The 23,253-nt window shown below is 68.8% G+C and carries 18 protein-coding genes; 9 read left to right on the plus strand and 9 right to left on the minus strand.

Translation table 11 applies throughout. The annotated features are described in order from the left end of the window. Window positions 1–90: 90 nt before the first annotated feature. Together D187_RS16970 and D187_RS16975 are read left to right on the plus strand one after the other, a co-directional pair. Window positions 91–753 carry an RNA polymerase sigma factor gene (locus D187_RS16970; RefSeq protein WP_002629093.1) on the plus strand — a complete coding sequence of 221 codons (663 nt, stop codon included), beginning with the start codon at window positions 91–93 and terminating at the stop codon, window positions 751–753. Between the two features lie 29 nt (window positions 754–782). Next, window positions 783–1,967, plus strand: coding sequence for a hypothetical protein (locus tag D187_RS16975; RefSeq protein WP_002629092.1), 1,185 nt, complete (start codon window positions 783–785; stop codon window positions 1,965–1,967). Here D187_RS16975 and D187_RS16980 read toward each other — a convergent pair whose 3' ends face one another. After that, on the minus strand, window positions 1,968–2,627 hold the full coding sequence (locus tag D187_RS16980) for an oxidoreductase (RefSeq protein WP_043430368.1): 660 nt from the start codon (window positions 2,625–2,627) through the stop codon (window positions 1,968–1,970). Window positions 2,628–2,687: 60 nt separating this feature from the next. Next, window positions 2,688–3,155, minus strand: a complete 468-nt coding sequence (locus tag D187_RS16985; RefSeq protein ID WP_002629090.1) for a PaaI family thioesterase — start codon at window positions 3,153–3,155, stop codon at window positions 2,688–2,690. Window positions 3,156–3,184: 29 nt separating this feature from the next. On the opposite strand from D187_RS16985, the gene D187_RS16990 reads away from it, so the two are divergent. Both D187_RS16990 and D187_RS16995 read left to right on the plus strand, forming a co-directional pair. After that, window positions 3,185–4,528, plus strand: a complete 1,344-nt coding sequence (locus D187_RS16990; protein WP_155893398.1) for a hypothetical protein — start codon at window positions 3,185–3,187, stop codon at window positions 4,526–4,528. A 109-nt stretch (window positions 4,529–4,637) separates the two neighbouring features. Beyond that, entirely contained in the window at window positions 4,638–7,016 is a 2,379-nt protein-coding gene (locus D187_RS16995) for an ATP-dependent helicase (RefSeq protein WP_002629088.1), read from the plus strand. Between the two features lie 18 nt (window positions 7,017–7,034). Here the strand turns inward: D187_RS16995 and D187_RS17000 are convergent, their stop codons facing one another. Continuing rightward, window positions 7,035–8,420 (minus strand): MATE family efflux transporter, encoded by a 1,386-nt coding sequence (locus tag D187_RS17000; RefSeq protein WP_002629087.1) that lies wholly within the window; start codon window positions 8,418–8,420, stop codon window positions 7,035–7,037. A gap of 433 nt (window positions 8,421–8,853) precedes the next feature. Here D187_RS17000 and add point away from each other — a divergent pair, with 433 nt between their 5' ends. From add to D187_RS17015, 3 genes are all read left to right on the plus strand, one after another. Beyond that, a complete protein-coding gene (add, locus tag D187_RS17005; protein WP_002629086.1) occupies window positions 8,854–10,014 on the plus strand; it encodes an adenosine deaminase in 1,161 nt (386 codons plus the stop codon). Further along, window positions 10,011–10,817: an SDR family oxidoreductase gene (locus D187_RS17010; RefSeq protein WP_245591740.1), complete on the plus strand. Its 807-nt coding sequence runs from the start codon at window positions 10,011–10,013 to the stop codon at window positions 10,815–10,817. Before add ends, D187_RS17010 begins: the two co-directional genes overlap by 4 nt. A 106-nt stretch (window positions 10,818–10,923) precedes the next feature. Beyond that, complete coding sequence (locus D187_RS17015) at window positions 10,924–11,379, plus strand: hypothetical protein (RefSeq protein WP_002629084.1); 456 nt, start codon at window positions 10,924–10,926, stop codon at window positions 11,377–11,379. Window positions 11,380–11,445: 66 nt separating this feature from the next. Here the strand turns inward: D187_RS17015 and glgC are convergent, their stop codons facing one another. Then, window positions 11,446–12,675 (minus strand): glucose-1-phosphate adenylyltransferase, encoded by a 1,230-nt coding sequence (gene glgC / locus D187_RS17020; RefSeq protein WP_043430220.1) that lies wholly within the window; start codon window positions 12,673–12,675, stop codon window positions 11,446–11,448. 134 nt (window positions 12,676–12,809) lie between these two features. On the opposite strand from glgC, the gene D187_RS17025 reads away from it, so the two are divergent. Beyond that, complete coding sequence (locus D187_RS17025; RefSeq protein WP_002629082.1) at window positions 12,810–13,694, plus strand: GGDEF domain-containing protein; 885 nt, start codon at window positions 12,810–12,812, stop codon at window positions 13,692–13,694. Window positions 13,695–13,745: 51 nt separating this feature from the next. Here D187_RS17025 and D187_RS17030 read toward each other — a convergent pair whose 3' ends face one another. From D187_RS17030 to D187_RS17050, 5 genes are all read right to left on the minus strand, one after another. After that, window positions 13,746–14,774, minus strand: a complete 1,029-nt coding sequence (locus D187_RS17030; protein ID WP_002629081.1) for an NAD-dependent epimerase/dehydratase family protein — start codon at window positions 14,772–14,774, stop codon at window positions 13,746–13,748. Beyond that, entirely contained in the window at window positions 14,771–19,180 is a 4,410-nt protein-coding gene (locus D187_RS17035; RefSeq protein ID WP_002629080.1) for an AMP-binding protein, read from the minus strand. The genes D187_RS17030 and D187_RS17035 overlap by 4 nt, the downstream gene beginning before the upstream one ends. A 24-nt stretch (window positions 19,181–19,204) precedes the next feature. Then, window positions 19,205–20,818 carry an NPN-dependent hydroxyacid isomerase, LarAH14/15/16 family gene (gene larAH, locus D187_RS17040; protein WP_002629079.1) on the minus strand — a complete coding sequence of 538 codons (1,614 nt, stop codon included), beginning with the start codon at window positions 20,816–20,818 and terminating at the stop codon, window positions 19,205–19,207. Between the two features lie 17 nt (window positions 20,819–20,835). After that, entirely contained in the window at window positions 20,836–21,501 is a 666-nt protein-coding gene (locus D187_RS17045; protein ID WP_002629078.1) for an HAD family hydrolase, read from the minus strand. Between the two features lie 201 nt (window positions 21,502–21,702). Beyond that, the gene (locus tag D187_RS17050) at window positions 21,703–22,683 is read right to left on the minus strand and encodes an NAD-dependent epimerase/dehydratase family protein (protein ID WP_002629077.1); all 981 of its coding nucleotides are present in this window, start codon (window positions 22,681–22,683) and stop codon (window positions 21,703–21,705) included. A 194-nt stretch (window positions 22,684–22,877) separates the two neighbouring features. On the opposite strand from D187_RS17050, the gene D187_RS17055 reads away from it, so the two are divergent. Further along, on the plus strand, window positions 22,878–23,225 hold the full coding sequence (locus tag D187_RS17055; RefSeq protein ID WP_002629076.1) for an SWIB/MDM2 domain-containing protein: 348 nt from the start codon (window positions 22,878–22,880) through the stop codon (window positions 23,223–23,225). The last annotated feature ends 28 nt before the right edge of the window (window positions 23,226–23,253 follow it).

A 23,253-nucleotide genomic window follows, 5' to 3' on the forward strand; every position in this document is an offset into this window, starting at 1 on the left:
GTCGTGCTACCTTGACCCGCCGTTTCACCGAACCCCACCCCGCCCAAGCGGGGGGCTCGTGCCTCCTGGCGGCGCTTCAAGGAACCTCCGGTGTTCGAAGATCTCACGGATGACGAACTCTTCGCCGAAGTGCTCCAACGCCGCGCCACGGGCGGGGTGGTGGGAGATGCACTCGGCGCGCTCTGCGAGCGCTGGGCCCGGCCGGCCCGCTATGTCATCTCCAAGATCCAGGCCAGCTACGGACGGGGCTCTCCGGCGGACGCGGACGAGCTCTACCAGGACGCGGTCGGCAAGTTCCTCGACAAGGGACTGGATCAATTCCGCGGCGTGTCCGAGCAGATGCCCGGACGCAGCGCGTCGCCCAAGACGTTCTTCCTGCGCATCGTCAAGCACGTCGCCATCGACTTCTACCGGCGGCAGCGCGAGGACCTGGCTCCGGCCGCGGCCGACTCCGAGGACGCCTTCGAGGAGCCGCCCGCCCAGGTGGCGCGCGCGGTGGAGTCCTCGCGGCGGCGCGAGGAGCGCTCCGAGGCCCAGGAACTCTACTGGCGCGCGTATGAGCGCCTGCAGCGCGAGCATCCCAAGGAAGCCGGTGCGTGGGACCTGTACCACCACCAGGACGTCGAGGACCACGAGGAGTGCGCGCGTCGCCTCAACATCACCGTGGTCAATTCGTACAAGCGCGTCAGCCGTGCACAGGCCTACCTGCGGCTCTATCTGCTCGACCTCCAACAGGAGGGCGGGCGCGAGTGAGCCCCACCGTACCCCAGGAGGGTACCCTCATGGTCGTTGACCCCTTCTCCAGATATCAGGCCCGGCGTGAGCAGCTCTCGCGGGGCGGACTTTCCCAAGGTGACGCGCTCGAGGTGATTGGAGACCTGCTTCGGCGCGGCGAACGGTTGGGAGGAGAGGGAGTCGAGCAGGCGCTTCGGGGATTGAGTCGCGGGGACATCGAGGGGTGGCTCCGCTCACGTGAGCCCGAGGCGCTCCAGCCCGTGTTGTTGCGCGCCGCTCAGGAGGCCGCCGAGGCCGCCCTGGGCGAGGACGTCGACGAGTCGGACGTGTGGCGTGCCTCCGCGTTCGAGGGACTGACGGCGCGCGACCGGGCCGAGTCCACCCTGCGCGCCATCGCCCGATGGGAAGCCGTCCACGGTGCGTTACAGGGCGAGGCGGCGGCGCGCTTGAAGGCGCTGCGCGAGGGGCTCGAGCGATTGGACGGCGCGATGGGTCCGCGGGCCCGCTGGTTCATCCCCCTGAATTCCCAGCGCCGGGCGGAACGCGACCTGTTGGACTCGGCGGAGCGAGCCCGGGCCTGGTGGTTCAGTGCCCGCGCCGAATGTGACGACTTCCTGGGCGCCCTGAGCCCACGGGGTGAGCGGCCCGGTGCCCATGTGCAGGGGTGCCGCGAGTGCCAGGAGGACCTGGCGAAGAGCGCTCCGGTGGATGCGCCTCCCAAGCGGCACCTGAGCGCGGATGACCTGTGGCGCTTCGACATGGGCACCCTGTCCGCCGCGGAGCTGCGCTGGGTGGACGGTCACACGGAGAAGTGCCTGGACTGTGCCCAGGCCATCTGGGCCCTGGAGGAGGGAGACGAGGCCATCTCCCAGGCCTCGTCGATGGAGCGTGAGCCCACCGCTCCCGCGGCGCGGACCTCGCGAGCCCCCGCGCCCGCCATGCGTGGAACCGGTGCCGCGCGCCATGCCGAGCAGCGCGACATCCTGGAGGATCGGCGGGAGTTCCGCGTGGTGCTCATCCGCGAGCGTCAGCGGGCCCGGCTCCTGGTGCAACCCCTGCCGGGGCGTACCGTGACGGCGGCGGTCTTCCTCGCCCCCGGCAAGCCCTCGCTCAAGCCCCAACCCGGCCCGGAAGGTCTCCAGTTCGACCTGGGCACCGCCGGAGGCCGCTCCGCGCACCTGATGGTGCGCGTGGGCAACAACGAGATCTTCGAGCGCGACTTCACCTTCTGACTACTGGCCCAGGGCCTGCAACTCGCCCGAGGGCACCACCCGCACGCCCAGTTGGGCCTCGCGCGCCAGGGCGACCATCGCCCGCGCCACGGTGCGCGCCTCGATGGGGCGGCTGGCCAGCGGACGCAGCAGCGGCGCCAGGGCCCGGGAGACGGCGGCCGCCGCGCGCTCGCCGGTGCGGCGCTCGGGGCGCTCTCCGAGCAGGAGCGAGGGCTGGAGGATGACGAGCGACTCGAAGCCCACCGACGCGAGCGCCTCTTCCACCTGGCCCTTCACACGGTTGTAGAAGATGCGCGAGCGGGCATTGGCGCCCAGGGCCGTCACCACGAGGAAGCGCTGGACGCCCACCGCGCGCGCCGCCTGGGCGAAGGCCAGCACGGCGTCATGGTCCACGGCGCGGAAGGCCTCCTGGCTGCCCGCCTTCTTGATGGTGGTGCCCAGGCAGCAGAAGGCGTCCTGCGCCGTGGGCAGGGCCTCGCCGCCCAGCCGGGCGAAGTCCACGGTGTGCTGGACGAGCTTCGGGTGTTGCCGGGGCAGCGCCCGGCGGCCGAGGGAGTGCACCTCGCGGTAGCGTGAATCCGCGAGCAGGGCATCGAGCAGCCAGCCTCCGACCAGGCCGCTGGCTCCGGCCACGAGCGCGGTGCGTGTAGGGGTGTCCATGTCCGGGATGCTCATCACATTCCCCTCGGGGGCGCCAGAGGAGAGCGTCCCACGCGGCCCTCAGTTGACGGCCGGACTCTCTCCCGAGGCCCACTTCATCCGGGACACCTGGACCACGCCCTGGCAGCGGGCGCACACCACGCCCTGGGCGTCGTACATGCGCGCGGAGGCGAAGACGGTGGTGGAGCCCATGGTGTCGATGGTGGCCTCGGCGCGCAGGAAATCGCCGCGCAGGGGGCGCTCGAAGCTGATGGAGAGCTGCACGGTGGCGGCGCGGCGGGTGGGATCCCTCAGGGCGGGCGTGCTGCCGATGACGAAGTCGAAGAGGGCCGAGATGACGCCGCCATTGACGGCGTCAGCGCCCAGGCCGCCGCGGTGCTCGGGGCGGACCTCGGCGGTGACGACGACCTTCTGGCCGCCGGGAAAGCTCATCCGGGCACCGAAGTGCTTCAGCGTCAGGCTCTGGTTGAACTGTTCGGCGTAGCGATCGAGTTGCTCTTGCGAGGGGTAGGTCTCTGCGTCGGACATGGCGCGACTCTACTGGTAGAAGGTGGCTCATGCCGCGTCCACCGCGACTCCTCGCCGTGCTTCTGGCCGCTTCGGGATGCTCGGGACTCCAGGACTGTGGGGCTCGCCCGCCCGCTCAGCTTTCCCGGCCCGCGACCGCTCCGGTGGCGGCCCCCTCCTCCTCCCCGGACCAGGCGGCCCTGACGGCCGCGGCCCCCTACGCGAAGAGCTGGTGGGTCCTCCTGCATTCCTCGGCCACTCCGGGCGAGGGGGACGAGGCGCTGGAGGCGCTGAAGCGGACGGGACTGCCCGCCGAGCCGCGTCGCCTGTCCACGACGTCGTTCCGGGATCTGCGTCCGTGCCTGGAGGCGGTGGTGGCCCGGACGTTCATGAGCCGGGCGGAGGCGTTGGATTTCCAGGCGCGGCTGCGCGAAGCGGGGGTGGTGGCGGACGTGAAGTACGCGGGTCCGCTGCAGGCCGGACGCGGCGTGGCCTGCCGTGCCGGAGAGGAGGCCCAGCGCGTGCTCATCGAGGGTCCGCGCCGGCGCGAGGCGCCGCGTTTCGTCGAGTCCCATGTCGGGCGCACCTTCATGTTGCTGGCCGGGAGTCAGGAGAGCCATGTGCTCGAGCCGATGGACGTGCGCCGTGGCGTCTGGATGGCTCCGGCGCCGGGCGATCCCACCGGGCTGTTCTCCCCTGGGGATCGGGTGGACGTGTATGGCGCGCGGGGGCTGCTCCAGGGGGGCTGCCCGGTGAAGGGCTTCGCGTGGATCAACCGCGGGGTGCCTGCCTTCGACTACCTCCTGCGCGAGCCGCCGCCCGAGTCACCGGGCTGTGGCCGGGCCTGGGCCTTCGCGGAGCTGGACTGCGAGGTGCCGCCGGAGGAGTGGGGCTTCGCGCTGCCCGCGGGGACGCCCGCCCCCGTGTTCTTCACCGCCAGCGAGGCGCCCGCCGGACTCGTCACCACCCACGAGTCCGCGCTCCGGGGCTCGCCGCGCTTCGTCGAGTCGCGCGCGGAGGCGCTGCTCCAGGCGGAGCGGGTGGGGGAGAAGCTGAATGTGGAGGTGAGCTCGTTCAGCTACAACTCGGGGGAGTGGCGAGCGCTCTTCTCGGTGGCGCACCTGCGCGTGGGCGAGGGTCATTCGCTCTGCGGCATGGACTATGACCAGCAGGTCACCCGCGCCGTGGTGATGCAGCCCGGGGCGGCCGCGCGCGTGCTGCCCTTGGACGACCTGTCCGGCGACACGGTGGTGGGCGTGATGGACCTGGAGGGGGACGGGCGCATGGAGTTGCTCCTGCGCGACTCCTGGCCCTCACCGTGGGTGCGCCTGGTGCGCGAGGATGGCACCGAGGTGGCCGGCGCCGTGGTGGAGAACTGCGACAGCGGGTGTTGAGCCCACACGGAGCGTCGAGGCTCCTCGACAGGGCGGGCGGGCGCTCCCCTTCGTGGAACGTCCTTCCGAGCGGACGGAAACTCGTTAGAAACAGCGTTTCCCCCTAGATATGGCGCTTGCCTTGAACGCCGAAAACGAACTCCTCAAAGACCTGAACGAGCCCCAGAAGGAAGCGGTCCTCCATGGGGATGGACCCCTGCTCGTGCTGTCGGGCGCGGGCAGCGGCAAGACGCGCGTCATCACCCGCCGCGTGGCCCACCTGGTGCGCTTCCGCGGCGTCTTCCCCTGGCGCATCCTCGCCGTCACCTTCACCAACAAGGCCGCACGCGAGATGCGCGAGCGGCTCGTCCAGTTGCTCGGCCCCCAGGCCCACGAGCTGGTGGTGAGTACCTTCCACTCCTCCTCGTCGATGATCCTCCGCCGGGCCCTGAAGGATCCCAAGCTGGTGGACCACAAGGTGGCGGAGCTGATGGGGCTGACGCCCTCGTTCGTCATCTACGACGACGGGGACCAGCTGCAGCTCATCAAGCGCGCCATGCGCGAGGCCCGGGTGGATCCCATCATGCAGCCCCGGGAAATCCTCCACCGCATCGACGGGGAGAAGAACGCGGCGCGCCTGCCCGACCAGATGGTGGTGGACGTGGACGACGCGCGCGGCGTGGTGGTGCAGAAGACCTACCACGCCTACCAGAAGCTCTTGCGCGCGGCGAACGCGGTGGACTTCGGCGACCTGCTGCTCTTGCTCGTGGCGCTCCTGCGCCAGCGCCCGGACGTGTTGGAGCAGTACCAGAAGCGCTTCCGGCACATCCTCGTGGACGAGTTCCAGGACACCAACCCGGTGCAGTACGAACTGTTGCGCCTGCTCGCTCCGCCCGAGCGGCGGCCCAACCTGGTGGTGGTGGGCGACGACGACCAGTCCATCTACCGCTGGCGCGGCGCGAGCGTGGACAACATCCTCGACTTCCCGGAGCACTTCCCGGGCGCGCGCGTGGTGAAGCTGGAGCAGAACTACCGCTCGGACCAGAACATCCTCGACGCGGCGCACGCCGTCATCCGGCGCAACTCCCGGCGCATGCCCAAGAAGCTGTGGAGCGACCGGCCCAAGGGCGACAACCTCACCCTGCTGCTCAACCGCGACGAGCGCGCCGAGGCCCAGGAAGTCGCCCGGCGCATCCACGGGCTGCAGCGCGAGGGCTTCATCAAGTACTCGGGCATGGCGGTCTTCTACCGCACCAACGCGCAGAGCCGCGTGCTCGAGGAGGCCATGCGCCTGGCGCGCGTGCCCTACACGCTGGTGAGCGGACGCAGCTTCTACGACCGCGCCGAGGTGCGTGACGCGGCGGCCTACCTGCGCCTGATGGTGAATCCGCGCTCGGACGCGGACCTGCTGCGCATCATCAACACGCCGGCGCGCGGCATCGGCGACACCACGGTGGAGCGGCTGGTGGACTTCGCCAACCAGTCCGGGGTGAGTCTGTACGAGGCCTCGGCGGCGCCCGAGCGCATCGCCGGCCTCAACACGGCGGCGGTGCGCCGGCTCTCGGGCTTCCACGCCCTGGTGTCGTCGTTGCACGCCTTCGCCCAGGAGTCCCAGGACGCGGCGAGCGCGGTGGACCAGATGCTCAAGGAGACGCACCTGGTGGAGTCGCTGCAGACGGAGGGCAGCGACGAGTCGATGACGCGCGCGGAGAACCTGCGCGAGTTCCTGGGCGCGGCGCAGGAGTTCGATCTCAACCGGGCGGCGGCGGCCGTGGCGGCGTCCACGGTGGGTGATGGGGACGCGGCGCCCGTGCCGCCGGAGGAGGCGGACCTGGACATGTCTCCGCTCACCGCGGACATCCCCCCGCTCAACGCCTTCCTGGAGCAGATCAGCCTGGTGGGTGACGCGGACGCCGAGGTGGGCGAGGGCCGGGTGGCGCTGATGACGCTGCACGCGGCCAAGGGGCTCGAGTTCGACGCGGTGTTCATCACCGGCATGGAGGACGGGGTGTTCCCGCACTCGCGCGCGCTGCACGGGGGCGAGTCGGAGGATGGCGGGGAGGAGATGGCCGAGGAGCGGCGGCTGTGCTACGTGGGCTTCACCCGCGCGCGCAGGCGGCTGTTCGTGAGCCTGGCGCAGTGCCGCTCGCTCTTCGGCGAGCTGCGCTACAACCCGCCCTCGCGCTTCCTGGCCGAGGTGCCGCAGGAGCTCTTCGGCATCGCCGAGCAGGAGCTGCCCCCGGCGCCCAAGGAAGCGCCCTTCACGAAGAAGAAGCGCAACTGGGCGGACGAGGACGACGGGCCGCGCGTGGACCGGACCTACTCGCAGGCGGCGGAGGGGGAGGGGATTGGCGGGGACGTGCGTGGGATGCGCGTGCGCCACGAGCAGTTCGGCATGGGGCGCATCATCTCGGCGGATGGCCAGGGGCCCAACGCCAAGGTGACGGTGGACTTCGGCGGGCAGGTGGGCCTCAAGCGCGTCATCGCCCGCTTCCTCCTGCCGGGGTAGGGCCCCGGCCCCCGTCGCTCACGTCCCGAGCGCGGCCACCGGCGCCGGCTCGGCGGGCGACACGAGCGACTTCTTCTCCCACGCCCGGCTGCGCCAGCGCATCCACATGATGATGCCGCGCGTCCACTCGTCCGCCGCGATGGCGAGCCACACGCCCGCCAGTCCCAGGTGGAGCTGGAAGGTCAGCACGTACCCGAGCGGCAGGCTCATGCACACCATGGAGCCGAAGGCCGCGTACACGGTGAACGTGGCGTCTCCGGCGGCGCGCAGGGCGTTGACGAGCACGAGGTTGAAGGACCGCCCGGACTCCAGCACGAGGCTCAGGACGATGACCTGGGAGGCGAGCTGGATGATGTCGCCATTGGCCGTGAACAGCCCGAGCAGGGGCTTGCGCAGGAGGATGGCCACGGCGTCCACCAGCACGGTGAGCGCCACGGACCACTTCAAGCTGCTCAGGGCGCGCTGGTAGGCCTCCTGCGCGCGGCTCGCTCCCACCAGCCGTCCGATGAGGATGGACGTGCCGATGCCGATGGCGAGGCTGAACAGGAAGATGTACTGCGAGATGGCCATCGCGTACTGCCGCGACGCCAGCGCCACGGGTCCCAGGAAGGTGACGTAGTACAGGAAGACCGTCTGGCAGACGTGGTACATCACCTGCTCCCCGGCGGCGGGCAGGCCCACCTTGAGGATCTTCCGGATGTAGTCGCGCGAGAACGTCACGTAGTCGCGCGCCATCATCCGCACGTCCATCACCCGGTAGAGCATCCACACGAACACGACGAGCGCGATGGCCCGGCTGAACACGGTGGAGATCGCCGCCCCGGCCACGTCCATGCGCGGCAGGCCCAGGTGACCGAAGATGAGCGCCCAGTTGCCGAGCACGTGCAGCGCGTTCATCCCCATGGCCACGTACATGGACTCCTTGGTGAAGCCGTACGTGCGCAGCAGGCTGGAGAACACGTTGATGAGGGCCTGCAGGAAGATGAAGCCTCCGGTGATGCCCATGTAGGTCCGCGCGTCGGTGAGCACCACGCCCTGCAGGTTCATCCGCCCCAGCATCGCCCCGCCGCCCAGCAGCAGCGCCGCGCTGACCATGATGCCGAGCAGGAAGTTGAGCGTGATGGCGAGCGCGGAGATGCGCGCCGCCTCCTCGCCCCGGCGCGCCCCCAGGTACTGGGCCACGACGACGGAGGCGCCGTTGCTGATGACCTCCATGATGAGGATGCAGACGAAGAGGTACTGGTTGACCACTCCGACGGCGGACACCGCATCGTCGGAGACGCCGCTGAGCATCAGCGTGTCCGCCGTGCCCATCAGCATGAACAACAAGAACTCGAGGAAGATGGGCCAGGTCAGCCGCATCAATCCGGGAGCGGAGTGCGCTGACGTGGTGTCGGTATGCATGGACGCGTATTTCCTTTGCCGCCCCGGCTCTCTCATGCCCTCGTCGGGCTGTCGAGCGACAAGGCCCTGACCGTTAACCGCTGGGGTGAGACAGCGCTCCTCTATCTGCTCGCCTTTCCTTCCTCGTCCTCCTCACCAGAGGTGCGGCTGACACCTCCACCAAACCCCATCTCCCATCACCGGGCGTGCGAGCCAGGCCGTGTGCCATGGGAGCGAGCGGCCAGGAGCCCGCGCCTCGTGTGGGGACCAACCACTCTCCCTCCCGGGAAGCGCCCCTCCTCGGTCCGTGCGTGCGGGCCTGGGAGGAGGGCGGCCTACGGGCGGCGAGTAGCGGCAGGGCGAAGGCGAAGGCGGAGCGCGAACGGATGGGAGACGACAAGGTTGAGAGAGGTTTTCCGGACCCCTAGGATGCCCGGCAAGGAAGGAACCCGACATGGCTTCGATTCGTGACGACGAGCTGCCCAGCTCGACTGGCATACCCTCATCCGCGCGCCGGGTGGACTGGGTCGCGCCCCCGGCGCTCCCCGTCACCGAGGAGCTGCTGCGCGCGCTGCCCAAGACGGATCTGCACTGCCACCTGGATGGCTCGATGCGGCTGCGCACCATCCTCGAGCTGGCCGAGCAGCAGAAGGTGCATCTGCCCGCGGACACCGAGGACGGGCTCGCCAAGGCGATCCACATGGGCGAGGTGTGCAAGAGCCTCGAGGACTACCTGGTCGCCTTCGACGTGACGCTCTCGGTGCTGCAGACGGCCGAGGCGCTCTACCGCGCCGCCTACGAGCTGGCGGTGGACGCGGCGGCGGAGAACGTGCGCTACCTGGAGGTGCGCTACTCGCCCGCCCTGCACCTGAAGAAGGGCCTGAAGATGACGACGGTCATCGACTCGGTGCTCGAGGGCCTGCGGGTGGCCAAGCGCGAGACGGGCATCAAGTACGGCGTCATCGTCTGTGGCATCCGCCACATCAACCCCCAGACGTCCATGCGGCTGGCCGAGCTGTCGGTGGCGTACAAGAACCGCGGCGTCATCGGCTTCGACCTGGCGGGCGCCGAGGCGTCCTTCCCGGCGAAGGATCACAAGGAGGCCTTCCAGCTCATCCTGCGCAACAACGTCAACTGCACGGCGCACGCGGGCGAGGCCTTCGGGCCCGAGTCCATCTCCCAGGCCATCCACTACCTGGGGGCGCACCGCATCGGCCACGGCACGCGCCTGCGCGAGGACGGAGATCTGCTCAACTACGTGAACGATCACCGCATCCCGCTGGAGGTGTGCCCCTCCTCCAACGTGCAGACGGGCGCGGTGTCGAGCCTGGACGCGCACCCGCTGAAGTTCTACTTCGACTACGGCCTGCGCGTGACGATCAACACGGACAACCGGCTCATCACCGACACCACGGTGACCAAGGAGCTGTGGCTGTCGCACAAGGAGATCGGCCTGTCGCTGGAGGACTTGACCACCATCATCGTCTCCGGCTTCAAGAGCGCCTTCCTGCCGTCGCGTGAGAAGCAGGACTTCCTGCGGCAGGTGAACGAGGAGATTACCCGCACGCTGGCGGCCTTCGAGAAGCGGCCCCAGATGGTGAAGCAGCCGGCTTGAGCCGGAGAAAGGACGCGGTCGTCATGGAGTTGGAGTTGGGTGGCAAGGTGTTCCTGGTGACGGGGGGTTCGGATGGGCTGGGCGCGGCGGTGGCCCTGCGTCTGGTGAAGGAAGGGGCTCGCGTGGCCATCTGCGCGCGCAACCCCGAGCGCCTGGAGGCCTCGGCCTCGGTCCTGCGGGGCGCGGGGGGCGACGTGCTGGCGGTGGTGGCGGACGTCACCCGCGCCGAGCATGTGGATGCCTTCGTGGACGCGGCGGCGGCGCGTTGGGGCCGGGTGGACGGGTTGGTGAACAACGCGGGCGCCGCGGCGGCGCGGCCCTTCCCCGAACTGGACGACGCGGCGTGGGAGGCGGACCTGCAGCTCAAGCTCTTCGCCGCGGCGCGGGCGTCGCGGCGCGCGCTGCCCCATCTGCGCGCGGCGGGGGGTGGAGCCATCGTCAACGTGCTGGCCATCTCGGCCAAGGCGCCGGGGCCCCAGTCGATGCCGTCCTCGGTGTCCCGGGCGGCGGGCATGGCACTCACCAAGTCCCTGTCGAAGGAACTGGGCCCCGAGGGCATCCGGGTGAACGCGGTGTTGCCGGGCCTCATCGAGAGCGGCCAGTGGGAGCGTCGCGCGCTCGCCACGAACCAGCCGGTGGAGACGGTCTACTCGCAGCTGTCCAAGGGCTCCGGCATTCCGCTGGGCCGCGTGGGCAAGGCCGAGGAGTTCGCCGACGTGGTGGCCTTCCTGCTCTCGCCGCGCGCGGGCTTCGTGAGCGGGGTGGCGCTCAACGTGGACGGTGGACAGTCTCCTGTCGTGTGAAGTGTGAAGATTCCCTGGCGCTCTCCCCGGCCTCCGGGTGGAATCGGGCGGCGCGGGACCCGTGGGGCTCGCGACCGCTTCATGCACTCACACGAGGGGAACGCACATGGATCCATTTCCTGAGAATCAGCCGGGCGCGCCGGGCCCGGGCTCGAGCGCCACGGCCCGGGAGCAGGTGAACGCGCCGGCCATCCTGTTGATGGTGACGGCCGGACTGGGCGTGCTGATGGCGTTGATCGGTCTGGCCCAGTCCGTCCTGGGGCTGAATCGGATTCCCCCCGAGATGTTCGACGACCCGAACATCGCGCGGTACCGCTCCATCATCGAGACGGCGCAGGGCATCGGGGGCTTCTCCAACGTCATCACCCTGCTGCTCAGTGGACTGACGTTCTTCGGCGCCCTGAAGATGAAGAACCTGGAGAACTTCGGCCTGTCCATGGCCGCCGCCATCATCGCCATCATCCCGTGCTTCGGGCCGTGCTGCTGCCTCGGCATCCCGGTGGGCATCTGGGCGCTGGTGGTGATCAACAAGCCGGAAGTGAAGTCCGCCTTCCGCGGCTAGACGCCGGACGCACGACGGCCCGCCCCCACGAGGCGTGGGAGGCGGGCCGGGTAGTCACCGCGGGACTCAGGCGACCTTCATTCCCTTGGGGATGACGACCACGCCGCCGGAGGTGACGTGGAAGCGGCGCCGATCCTCCTCGATGTCATAGCCGATGGTGGTCTCCTGGGGGATCTCCACGTTCTTGTCGATGATGGCGCGCCGGATGCGGCAGCGCCGCCCGATGGTGACGTTCTCGAAGAGCAGCGAGTCCTCGATCTCGGAGAACGAGTTGACGCGCACCTTGGGGGAGAGCACCGAGCGCTTCACGTGGCCGCCGGAGATGATGCACCCCTCGCTCACCAGCGAGTCCATGGCGTGGCCCACGCGCTTGTGCTCGTGGTCGGCGAAGACGAACTTGGCCGGCGGGAAGTTGTTGGGCTGGGTGTAGATGGGCCACCGGTCGTTGTAGAGGTTGAACACCGGGTCCACCTCCACCAGGTCCATGTTGGACTGGTAGTACGTGTCGATGTTGCCCACGTCCCGCCAGTAGCCGCGCTCCTTCTGCTCCTGGCCGGCGATGACGTTGGTGGCGAAGTCGTACACGTACACCGGCTCGCGCTTGTACAGCTCGCTGATGATGGACTTGCCGAAGTCGTGGGCGCTCGACTCGATGGCCGCGTCGCGCACCACCTCCTGCACCAGCGACTGGGTGGTGAAGAGGTAGTTGCCCATGGACGCCAGGCAGTACTTGTCGTTGCCCGGCATGGGCGGCGGGTTCTTGGGCTTCTCCACGAAGCCGCGCATGCGCCCGTCCGGCCCCACGTCGATGATGCCGAACTCCCGCCCCTCGTGCAGCGGCACGGGGATGGCCGCCACCGTGCAGGCCGCCTTGCGCTCGACGTGGAAGTCGAGCATCTGCCGGCAGTCCATCCGGTAGATGTGGTCCGCGCCGAAGACGAAGATGTGGTCCGGCTCCTCGTCGGTGATGATGTTGAGGTTCTGGTAGATGGCGTCCGCGCTGCCCTTGTACCAGTCCATGCCGGTACGCATCTGTGCGGGCACCGTCTCCACGTAGTGGTCCAGGAACGCCGACATCCGCCAGGCGCGCGACAGGTGCTTGTTGAGCGAGTCGCTCTTGTACTGGGTGAGCACCTTCATCCGGTAGATGCCGGAGTTGGCGAAGTTGGAGAGCACGAAGTCGATGATGCGGTAGCGACCGCCAAAGGGAACGGCCGGCTTGGCCCGTTCACGGGTCAGGGGTTCGAGCCGGGTTCCGGCGCCCCCCGCGAGGATCATTGCGAGCAATTTCGCCATAGAGCGGGCCAAGTTACCTGGCAGGCAACACCCCGCAAGTCCGCTCTGGGGGCATCGTTGAGTAGCGAAACTGTGCCCCCCCTGGCCGGCGCTCGTGGCTTCCCACGGGGCAGCCGTGCTATGTCTTCCAGGCGATGGCTGGCGACGAAACCCGAGTAACCAAGATCTCCGCGATCAAGGATCTGGCGAGCACGGTCGATGAGGAATGCTGCATCGTGCAGATTCACGGGCCGGAGCTGGGCAAGAAGTACACGCTCCTGGAGCACGAATTCACCATTGGACGTGAGGAGGGCAACCACATCGTGGTGGACCTCGACAACGTCTCGCGTCGGCATGCGCGCATCATCCGCATGCAGGGGCGGATGTTCGTGCAGGACCTGGGCTCCACCAACGGCACCTACCTCAACGACCAGGAGGTGACGCAGGAGACCCCGCTGCGCAGCGGGGATCTCATCAAGGTGGGGGGCTCCATCTTCAAGTTCCTCACCGGTGACAACGTGGAGCTGCAGTACCACGAGACCATCTACACGCTCACCATCCAGGACGGCCTCACCGGCATCAACAACAAGCGCTACTTCCTGGAGTACCTGGAGCGCGAGATGGGCCGGTGCCACCGCTACGGGCGCCCCCTGACGCTGATGCTCTTCGACATCGATTTCTTCAAGAAAATCAACGATGTCCACGGGCACCTGGCGGGCGACTACGTGCTGCGCGAGCTGTCGCAGACCCTCAAGCGGCTGGTGCGCAAGGAGCAGTGCTTCGCGCGCTACGGCGGCGAGGAGTTCGCGGTCGTCATCCCCGAGGACGGCGGCGAGAAGGCCCGCATCTTCGCGGAGAAGATCCGCCGCACCGTCGAGGAGAAGCAGTTCGTCTTCGAGAACCAGGAGATTCCCGTCACCGTGTCCCTGGGCGTGGCCGACATGACGCCCGACATGGTGGATCCGCTCCAGTTCATCAAGGTCGCCGACGCCAACCTCTACAAGGCGAAGAAGGCGGGCCGCAACCGCGTGGTCTTCTAGCCACCCCGGGCTCCCTCCCCCTGGAAGCGGGGAGGGTGGGGTGAAAAGGACTCAGGTCCCCTCGCGCCGCTCGGCCAGCCGGCCCTTGGTGCCGGGCAGGTGGCCCGGGGCCATGCGCGTATAGAGGTACTTCACGGTGTCGTGGAGCGTCTCGTGGACGTCGCGGGCGTGGAAGCCCAGCTCGCGCTCGGCCTTGGCGCTGTCCAGCCAGAACCAGTGCTCGCCGATGTCCACCTCCTGGGGATCCAGGGTGGGCTTCGTCCCGCGCCACTTCGCCACCTGCTCGAGCAGCCTGGCGCCCAGCACGTTCACCCGCGGGGGCAGCTTGAGCCGGGGGGCGGGCACGCCGGTGAGACGCTCGAGGCGCTGGAAGAAGTCCCACATGGACAGGTTCACGCCCATGAGGTGGCGCCCGTACACCTCGCCGCGGGTGAGGGCCTGGACGAAGGCGTCCGCCAGGTCGCGCACGTCCACGAAGGAGATGCCGCCGCCGGGCATGGCGGGAATCTCCCCCTGGAGGAACTTCATCACCGTCCACGTGGACGACAGCCGGTCATCCCCCGGCCCCATGAGGAGGCTGGGGTTGAGCACCACGAGGGGGATGGCGTGCTGGCGGCAGAACTCCAGCGTGAGCTTCTCCTCGTAGATTTTCGACAGGTAGTAGGGCCAGCGGCCCACCACCTCGATGGGGTAGTCGTCCTCCTCGGTGCGCACGCGCTCGTCCTTGGAGACGGCGATGGTGCCCGAGGTGGAGGCGAGGATGACGCGCCCGACGCCCGCCTCGCGCACGTCGTGGAGGAGCGCGCGCGTGCTGTCCACGTGCAGCTCGTACATGCGCCGCGCGTCCTTGTCCTGGAAGGAGACGAGCCCCGCCAGGTGGTAGAGCACCTGCACGCCCTCGAGCGCCCGTCGCACGGCCTCCCGGTCCTTCAAGTCCCCGGGGATGAACTCCACGCCCTCGAAGCCCGGGCCCTTGGGACGGGAGCGGCCGATGACGCGCACCTCGTGGCCGGCGGCCACCAGCCGGGGCACCAGGTGCGAGCCCAGGAAGCCCGTGCCTCCGGTGACGAGCAGCTTCACGATTCACTCCTTCCCGTGGACAGGGCGCGGCGCTGGTCCTCCACCGTCGCCGAGTCGTCGAAGCTGAGCACCCGGCCCGCGGCGAGCGCCCGGATGGCGTCCTCGGCGAGGCGGGTGGCGTAGCGGTAGCTCTCCGAGCGCGACATGCCGTGCGTCTTGGCGCGCAGCATCTCGTGCGTGAGCACGGGGCCGATGTGGCCCTCCAGCTCGCGCGACTTGGGGAGGATCCTCCCCTTGGGCAGGGCCTCGTAGGCGCCCTTGAGGTAGATGGGCAGCACGTCCACGTTGTAGGTGAGTGACAGGTAGCCGAGCGTGGGCTTGAACTCGAGCAGCTCGCCCGTCACCGAGCGCGTGCCCTCGGGGAAGATGAGCAGGTTGTAGCCCTGCTGCAGGGCGCTGCCGGCCATGCGCAGTGACTCGCGCAGCGAGCCGTGCCGGTCCATGGGGATGAGGTCCGTGAAGTTCTCGAAGTACGCGCGCTTGAGGGGCGTGTCGAAGAAGTAGTCGCGCGCGGCGATGGTGGTGAGCCGCTGGCCCTGCTCGCCGAGCACCAGCTTGACGAGCCCCATGTCCAGGTGGCTCGTGTGGTTGGCGATGACGAGGAAGTTGCGGTTCTGGGGGATGAAGGGCTTGCCCGTCACCTTCACGTCGAACAGGCCGCCGAAGATGGCCTGCTGGCCGAGCCGCACCACCTGCCGGCCCAGGGTGACGAGGGGCTCGGGCACGGGGATCTCCACCTCCTCGCTCTTGGCGGTCTCGCGGGAGATGTCCTTCGCGCGCGTCTCCGCGCTCGGCTTGCGGCCGCTGGCGAGCACGAGCTTGCGCAGATCCTCCACCGTCTGCACGTGCGTGAGATCATTCGCGGAGGGCAGGGGCACCCCCGCCTGCTCCAGGGCCACGGACAGCTCGGTGAGCATGAGCGAGTCCACACCCAGGTCCCCACTCAGGTGGGCCTCGGGGCGGATGTCGGCGAGGGGCCGGTTCACCACCTCGGCGAGCAGCGGGTAGAGCCAGTCGGCCACGCCGCCGGTGCCCGCGTGCTGCACGCGCTCGCGCGCCTTGTCTCCGGAGGCGACGAGCCGATCCAGCTTCTTGAACTCCTCCACCACCTGCTTGCGCTTGACCTTGCGCGAGGACGTGCGCGGCAGCTCCATGTCCGTGAAGCGCAGCACCTTCACCCGGCGGTAGAAGGGCATCTCGTGGCCCTTCTTGCGGAAGTGCTCCTCCAGCTCGCGCCGCACCTCCTCGCGCGGCCGCTCGAGGTAGTCCGGCACGCACAGGCAGGCGACCTTCTCCCCGCCGGCCTCGTCCGGGAGCCCCACGATGGACAGCTCCTTGATGTGCGCGTGGTCGCCGTACACCTCCTCGAGTTCGTCCGGGTACACGTTCTTCCCGTTGGCGTCGATGATGACGTCCTTCTTGCGACCCACCAGGTACAGCCGGCCCTCGGCGTCGATGCGGCCCAGGTCTCCGGTGTAGAGCCAGCCTTCCTTGAGGACGGCGTCGGTGGACTCCTTGTCGCCGAAGTAGCCGGCCATGACGCTCGGGCCGCGGGCGATCACCTCGCCGATGCCCTCGTTGTCCGGCTCGAGGATGCGCAGCTCGATGCCCGGCAGCGCCTTGCCCACCGTGCCCGGCAGGCGCTTGTTGACGTTCGTCTCGGACACCGTGAGCACGGGGGCGGCCTCGGTGAGGCCATAGCCCTCGATGATGTTGAAGCCGAGCTGGTGGAAGGCCTTGTGCACGTCATCCGGCAGCGCCGAGCCGCCGGACACGAGGAACTTGATCTTCCCGCCGAACTTGCGGTGCACGGGCCAGAAGAGCAGCTTGCCCAGGTTGAGGCTGCTGCGGTTGCGCAGCTCGCCGTGGGTGGCCATCAGCGTCTTGATCGCCTGCTCCACCAGGGGCGGGCGGCTGGCCATCTCCTGCGTCACCTTGCGGTGCAGGAGCTGCCAGAGCGCGGGCACGCCGATCATCGCCGACACGCGGCCCGTCTCGAACACCTCGCCGAGTTTGTCCGACGTCAGCTCGTCGATGTACGTCACCTCGGCGCCGCGCGAGAAGGGCGTGAGGAAGCCGGCGGAGAACTCGAAGGTGTGGTGCAGGGGCAGCACGGAGAGCACCCCGTCGCCGACGCCGATGGCGAACGCGCCCGCCAGCTTCGCGATGAGCGAGGCGAAGTTGCGGTGGGTGAGCATCACGCCCTTGGGGGTGCCGGTGGTGCCCGAGGTGAAGATGAGGCTGGCCACGTCGTCCGCGGCGGCCGTGCGGCGCACCGGACCGATGCTGTCCGGGTACTGGGGGTCTCCACTCATCGCCTCGGCGAGGCTGACCACGCGCGTGGACACGCCCGCCTGGGCGAGCAGCTCCGCGAGGTTGGGCATCTCCGCGGCCGTCTCCTCGGACAGCAGCAGCACCCGGGCCTCGGAGCGGCGGGCGATGTTCACCACCTCGGACTCGTTGAGGCTCGAGTCCACGGGCACCGCGGTGCCACCCGCGCGGAGAATCCCGAAGTAGGAGATGGGCCACTCGGGCCGGTTCTCCGACAGGAGCATCACGCGCTCGTTGCGCTTGACGCCTTCCTTCAGGAGGAAGCTGCCCACGCGGTTGGCGTAGCGGTTGACCTCGCCGTAGGTGAAGCGCTCTTCCTTCTCGTTCGCCGCGAAGCGGAAGGCCACGCGGTGGCGCCACGCGTTGACGCTCGCCTCGAGCATCTCCAGCAGGTCGCGGTGGGCGGGGATGACGGTGCGCCGCTTCGTCTCCTCCTCGAGACCCGGGAACACCCACTTCTCCAGGCCGGGCAGGTGGGTGTCGAGGAAGTAGACGCGCCAGTCGATGGCCTCGGGGGCCCAGGGGATGCGGGCCCGGTCATGCGGCGCCATGTGCGCGTAGACCGAGCGCGTGTTGTCGCAGCGGAAGACGTAGCGGTTGTCATAGAGGAAGGGCATGAACAAGTCGATGAGCCCCATGAGGCCCTCGCCCTGTTCCTCCACCTCGGTGAGCGCCTCGCGCGCGCGCTCCATGACGGCCTGCACCTTGGGCGCTCCCCAGGCGGGCTTCACCTCGTCGATGGCCTGGCGCAGCAGGCGCGCGCCCTTGACGAACATGGGGGCGCTGAAGTTCTCGAAGACGAAGCGGCTGGCCGGCATGGGCTCGATGCGCGAGCGCAGCTCGTTCATCAGCGCACTGCCCGTCTCCTTGTTGCGGTAGTAGCGGCGGCGGTAGAGGCCGACGAGCTCGATGGAGCGGCTCGCGTAGAACGGATTCACGTCGCCACTGGACAGGTGGTAGACGCGCCGCTCCTCCACCTTCATGGAGTGGGCGGTGATGCCGATGGTGGCGCCGGCCACGTGGTCCACCGGGATGATGTCCAGGATGGCCTTGTCCCCGGCGGGGATGTTGCGCTGGCCCTTGATGCCGGCGAAGGCGAGCGGCGCCGAGGTGGTGAAGCCCTCGTTCCACCCGGGGAAGGGGAAGTGCTGGGCGGACTCGACGATGGAGGGCCGGACGATGGCGTAGCGCAGGCCGGGGGTGCTGGCCATGACCTGCTCGCCCAGGCTCTTGGTGTACGTGTACGTGTTGGGCCAGCCCCAGTGCCGCGCCCGGTCCATGCCCGCGCGCACCAGCTCGCCGGACAGCCACAGCTTGCGCTCGCGGCCCACGGCCAGCCGCAGCGTCTTCTCGTCGGTGGCGTCGCGGCCCTCCTGCTCCAGCCGCTCCAGGGCCTTCTTGCGGAAGAGGGACGTGAGGGTCTTGTCGTCCGCCTGCTCGCGCAGCCGGGCCACGACCTTGTCCGCGTCCGCGAGCTCCTGCTCCAGGCTGAAGTCGCGGCCGTCCAGCTCGTCCTGGCGGGGGAAGTAGCCCACCACGTCCTCGTCCTCGAAGACGAGCCCGTTGCGGTTGCCCGCCACGAAGGCGGTGGACATGTGCACCAGCGGCACCTTCCACTTGAGCGCCAGCTCCACGGTGTTCTTCACGCCGTGGGTGTTGACGTTGAGGCCCACCTCCAGCGAGGGGTTGAAGGACACCAGGCCCGCGCAGTTGATGATGGCGTGCACCTGGCCCACGAGCGCGTCGGCCTGCTCGGGCGTCAGGCCCATGAGCGGATCGGTGATGTCACCGTCGAGCACCTCCACCTTGCGGCGCAGGAACTCGAGCGCGCCCTCATCGCCGTGCGCGTCGCGCAGCGGCTGGAAGGGCTCGCTGGTGGCCACCTTGTCGAAGAAGCGCCGCTCGGCGGACGGGGCACTGCCCTTGCGCACGAGCACGTAGAGCTTGTCGAGCTGCTCGCCATAGCGCGACAGGAGCATGGACAGGGTGACCTTGCCCACGAAGCCGGTGGAGCCCGAGAACAGCAGGCGCTTGCCGGTGAAGACCTCGGTGACGTTCAGCTCGGGGGTACTCATCGTGTGGCCCATCCCGGGGGAGGCTTACTTCACGTCGACCATGACGGTGGGGGCGATGCGCAGCAGGCTGATGCTGGCCGAGCGGCCCATGAAGCCGCGCGCCTCCTCGATGGCCTCGGTGAGGGTGTCGGTGCGGTCCCAGCCGAGCAGCGCCGGGACGTGGTTGTTCTCCGCGCCCGCGACGATGACCTTGCCCGCGTGCTGGCGACCGTTCTCGCCCCAGTACCACATGTAGAGCGGGTGCACGCCGTGGTAGGCGTTGCCCTTGCGGTACAGGTGCACGTAGCTGGGGTTCTCGGCGAACTCGCGCTCGTACTTCTTCTCGATCTCCACCGCGTCGCGCGTCTCGGGCAGCACGCGGTTGAAGAACTCGATGTAGCTGGGGTGTTGCACCGGATCGAACTCGTCGAAGGCCGGGTGGGTGAGGATGATGACGCCGCCCTTCTTCACCAGCGGCACGCCGCGGTTCAGGTTGAAGAAGTAGCCCAGTCCCATCACCTGCACGAGCAGCGGGTTGAGGATGGAGTTGACGCTGTAGGGCGAGATGAAGGGGATGGGGAAGATGACGATGTCGCTCTGCCCCTGCACCGGCACCACGTACTGCTGCCAGCTCTTCTCCAGGATCTTCTGGTGCGTGGGCTCGGTGGCGCCGGCGAACACGCCCGTCACGTCATAGGGGGCGGGCACGGAGTTGAGGATGGTGCGGGCCGCGGCGCGCGGCACCTTCGACAGCGCGTAGCGCATGGCGTGGAACTTCAGCCGGTCGCCCTCGGTGTAGTCCTCCTCGCGCTTGTGGAGGAAGTCGGTGGCGGGACCGAACATGCGGTTGTTGAGCACCGACTCGATGTGGAAGACCTTGAGGTGCTTGTCGATCGCCTTGCCGATGCGCTCGTTGCGCCGGTACAGCTCGCTCTTCTTGGGCTCCATGTAGCTGTCGGAGCCGCGGATGGTCTGCGGGTTGTGGTGCGCGCGCAGGCTCGCGTAGTTGGCCAGGCCCGTGCCCATGGACTTGTGCCCGCCGTTCATGGGCACGAAGTTCACGTTGACGTAGACGGTGAGGTCGCTCTCGGCCACGCGCCGGTTGACGGCCACCACGTGCGAGCCGCAGGGGCTGCGCTCCAGCTCCGTGATGCCGTCCGGGTCCTCGGCGTCGTGGTTGTAGTAGCGCTCCGGGTAGTAGGCGTCGAAGATCTTCTGGCCCACCATGCGCCGCATCTCGCCCTCCGTCATGCGGCGGTGCAGGGCGTTGGCGATGATGAGGTGGATGTCGTCCACGCCCGAGTCCGCGCACAGCTCCAGCACCACCTCGAGGATGGACTGGCGCACGTCGGGCGTGGCCATGGGCGGCAGCGGCACCGAGATGTCGTCGATGACGCAGGTGAGCCGCATGCCCGGGCGCAGGAGCGCGTGCAGGGGCTCCATGCCCTCGGGGTGGTTGATGGCCCAGCGGATGGCGGCCTTCACGTTGGGCACGCCCGCCAGGGGCGGACGGGGGAAGATGACCCGGGTGCCCACGGGCAGGTCCTCGAGCAGGAAGTTCTCCCCGCTGAAGAGCGCCCGGGGAGGGCTGCCCTTCTCGGTGATGACGACCTGACTTTCCTCGTCGTAGAGCTTCTGGAGCGTCTTGAGCGGGCGCATGGGAGCGGAGGCTTTCGTTACTTGAGGTCCAGGATGGGCCAGTTGTAGGCCCGGGCGATGGAGCGCAGACGCATGTCCGGGTTGACGGCGGTGGGCCGCCCCACCACGGCGAGCATGGCGTAGTCGGAGGCGCTGTCGGAGTAGCCGTGGCACTGGTCGAGCGCCAGGCCCTCGCGGACACAATAGGAGCGGATGGCGTTGGCCTTGTTCGCCCCTTCGATGATGGGGGGGATGACCTTTCCGGTCGCCTTGCCCCCCACGAACTGCATCTTGTTGGCGATGAGATCGTCGGCGCCCAGGTGGCGCACGAGGGGCCGCATGCTGAAGTCCAGGGCACCCGTGACGAGCACGATGCGGCAGCCGGCCCGGCGCGCCTGGTCGATGAGGTCGCGCGTCTGCTCGTACAGGGCGGGCTTGAGCACGTCCTCGAACATGTCCTCGGCGACGGAGATGAGCCGATCCTCGGACAGTCCGGCGTAGTAGCGGTAGAAGAACTCGTTGAACTTCTTACGGTTCACCGCGTCCATGGCGGCGAACAGGGGGGCACTGGCGGCCGTGGCCAGCGTCCTCCCGGCGATGCCCAGCAGGGAACCCCGGTTCATCGCATAGTAGGCGTAGACGTGGACGACGTTGGTTTTCACCAACGTCCCGTCGACATCGTAGAAGGCGGCTTTCGCGGGCATGGGCAAGGCGGGCTTCCTGACACCGGAGTCAGGCGTGTGTCAACCGCGCTCCACCTCCCGGAATTCGCCGAATGGACCCCAGAAGCCCCGCGAGGCTCCTCGTGCTGACCGTCAAACAGCCTCGGTTATCCCACATCCTGGGACGCGGCTCTCGAAGCTGCTTGGAAAGCGAGAAGGCGGCGCATTCCCCGGGGCGGCGCGTCACAGCCAGCCGTGCTGCCTGTACCAGAGGGCACTGCGGCGGATGGTGTCGGCCGGATCCCTCGTGGCGCGAAAACCCAGGAGCCGCTCCGCCTTGGCGCTCGAACACGTCCAGGCGGGCGCGAGCAGCTGGCGCGCGAACTTGCGGTTGAGGGGCAGGGGACGGCCCGTCAGCCGCGCCACCCCATCCGCCGCGGTGGCCAGGGTGCTCAGGACGAGGGGCGGCAGGTTCACTGTCCGGGGCCGGACACCCAGGGCCTCGGCGGCGAGGTCCTGGATGCGCTCCAGGGTGAAGGGGTGGGGGTGGCCCACGAAGAAGGACTGCCCGAGGGCCTCGTCCCGCTCGGCCACCACCTGGAGCAGGTCCACCACGTCCTCCACGTCCACCAGGGTCAGGGGCCGCTCGCCCCCGCCCAGGCGCAGCCTCAGCCCCCGCGCGACCAGCCGGAAGAGCAGCAGGTTCTCCCGGTCCCGGGGCCCGACTATCCGCGGAGGCCGGACCACCGTCACCGGCAGCCGGTCCGCGTAGGAGAAGGCGATGCGCTCCGCCTCGGCCTTGCTCTCCCCATAGGCATCCGTGGGGTGGGGAACATCCTCCTCCTCCCGGGGACGCCCGGCGCTGCTCGGCCCCGAGGCCCCCAGCGAGCCCACCAGCACCAGCCGGGGCCGGTTCCCCGCGGCCACCAGGGCCTCGCACAACCGCCGGGTCCCCTCGGCGTTGACCCGCAGGAAGTCCTCCCGGGTGGCCGCCCGGCGCACGCCCGCCAGATGGAAGACCACCTCCTGGCCCTCCACCGCGCGCACCAGTCCCGGAGCGTGGATCACGTCTCCTTCCGCTCGGGTGTACTCCACCCCGGCCAGCCCCGAGACGTCGCTGCCCGGGCGCAACAGACATGTTGCACGGTGACCCCGCTCGACGAGTGCTCGCACCAGCGCCGAGCCCAGAAAACCATTCGCTCCAGTGACGAGGATCCGGCTCATGTCGATGTCATTGCAGAAAACACTCTTCCCTTCCGAGGGAGAAACATTATTTTCTCCCTCGGCCCTCAGAGGGAAGAATGCAGCGGAGGGCTGATTTTCGGCCTCGGGCGTGCTACGAGCCCGTTGGCTCAGGGTGTGAACACGCTGTGCAACGCCCCTGGACACTGCGACCAGGGGAAGGAGATCCGAACAGAATGGCCGCCAAGAAGACCACCACCGCCGCTGCGAAGAAGGCTCCCGCCGCCAAGAAGGCTCCCGCCGCCAAGAAGACGGCCGCTGCTGGGGGCAAGCGCAAGCCCAACGCGGCGTTCATGAAGGAGATGACGCCTTCGCCCGCGCTGGCGGAGATCGTCGGGAGCAAGGCCCTGCCTCGCACCGCCGTCGTCAGCAAGATCTGGGAGTACATCAAGAAGAACAACCTCCAGGATCCGAAGAACAAGCGGCAGATCAACGCCGACGACAAGCTCAAGCCCATCTTCGGCGGCAAGAAGTCCGTCACGATGTTCGAGCTGACGGCGCTGGTGAACAAGAACCTGTCCTGAGCCGTGACGACCGGCTCCACTGGCCGGT

Origin of the sequence: Cystobacter fuscus DSM 2262 (assembly GCF_000335475.2) — a bacterium.
In the GTDB taxonomy this organism is placed as follows: domain Bacteria; phylum Myxococcota; class Myxococcia; order Myxococcales; family Myxococcaceae; genus Cystobacter; species Cystobacter fuscus.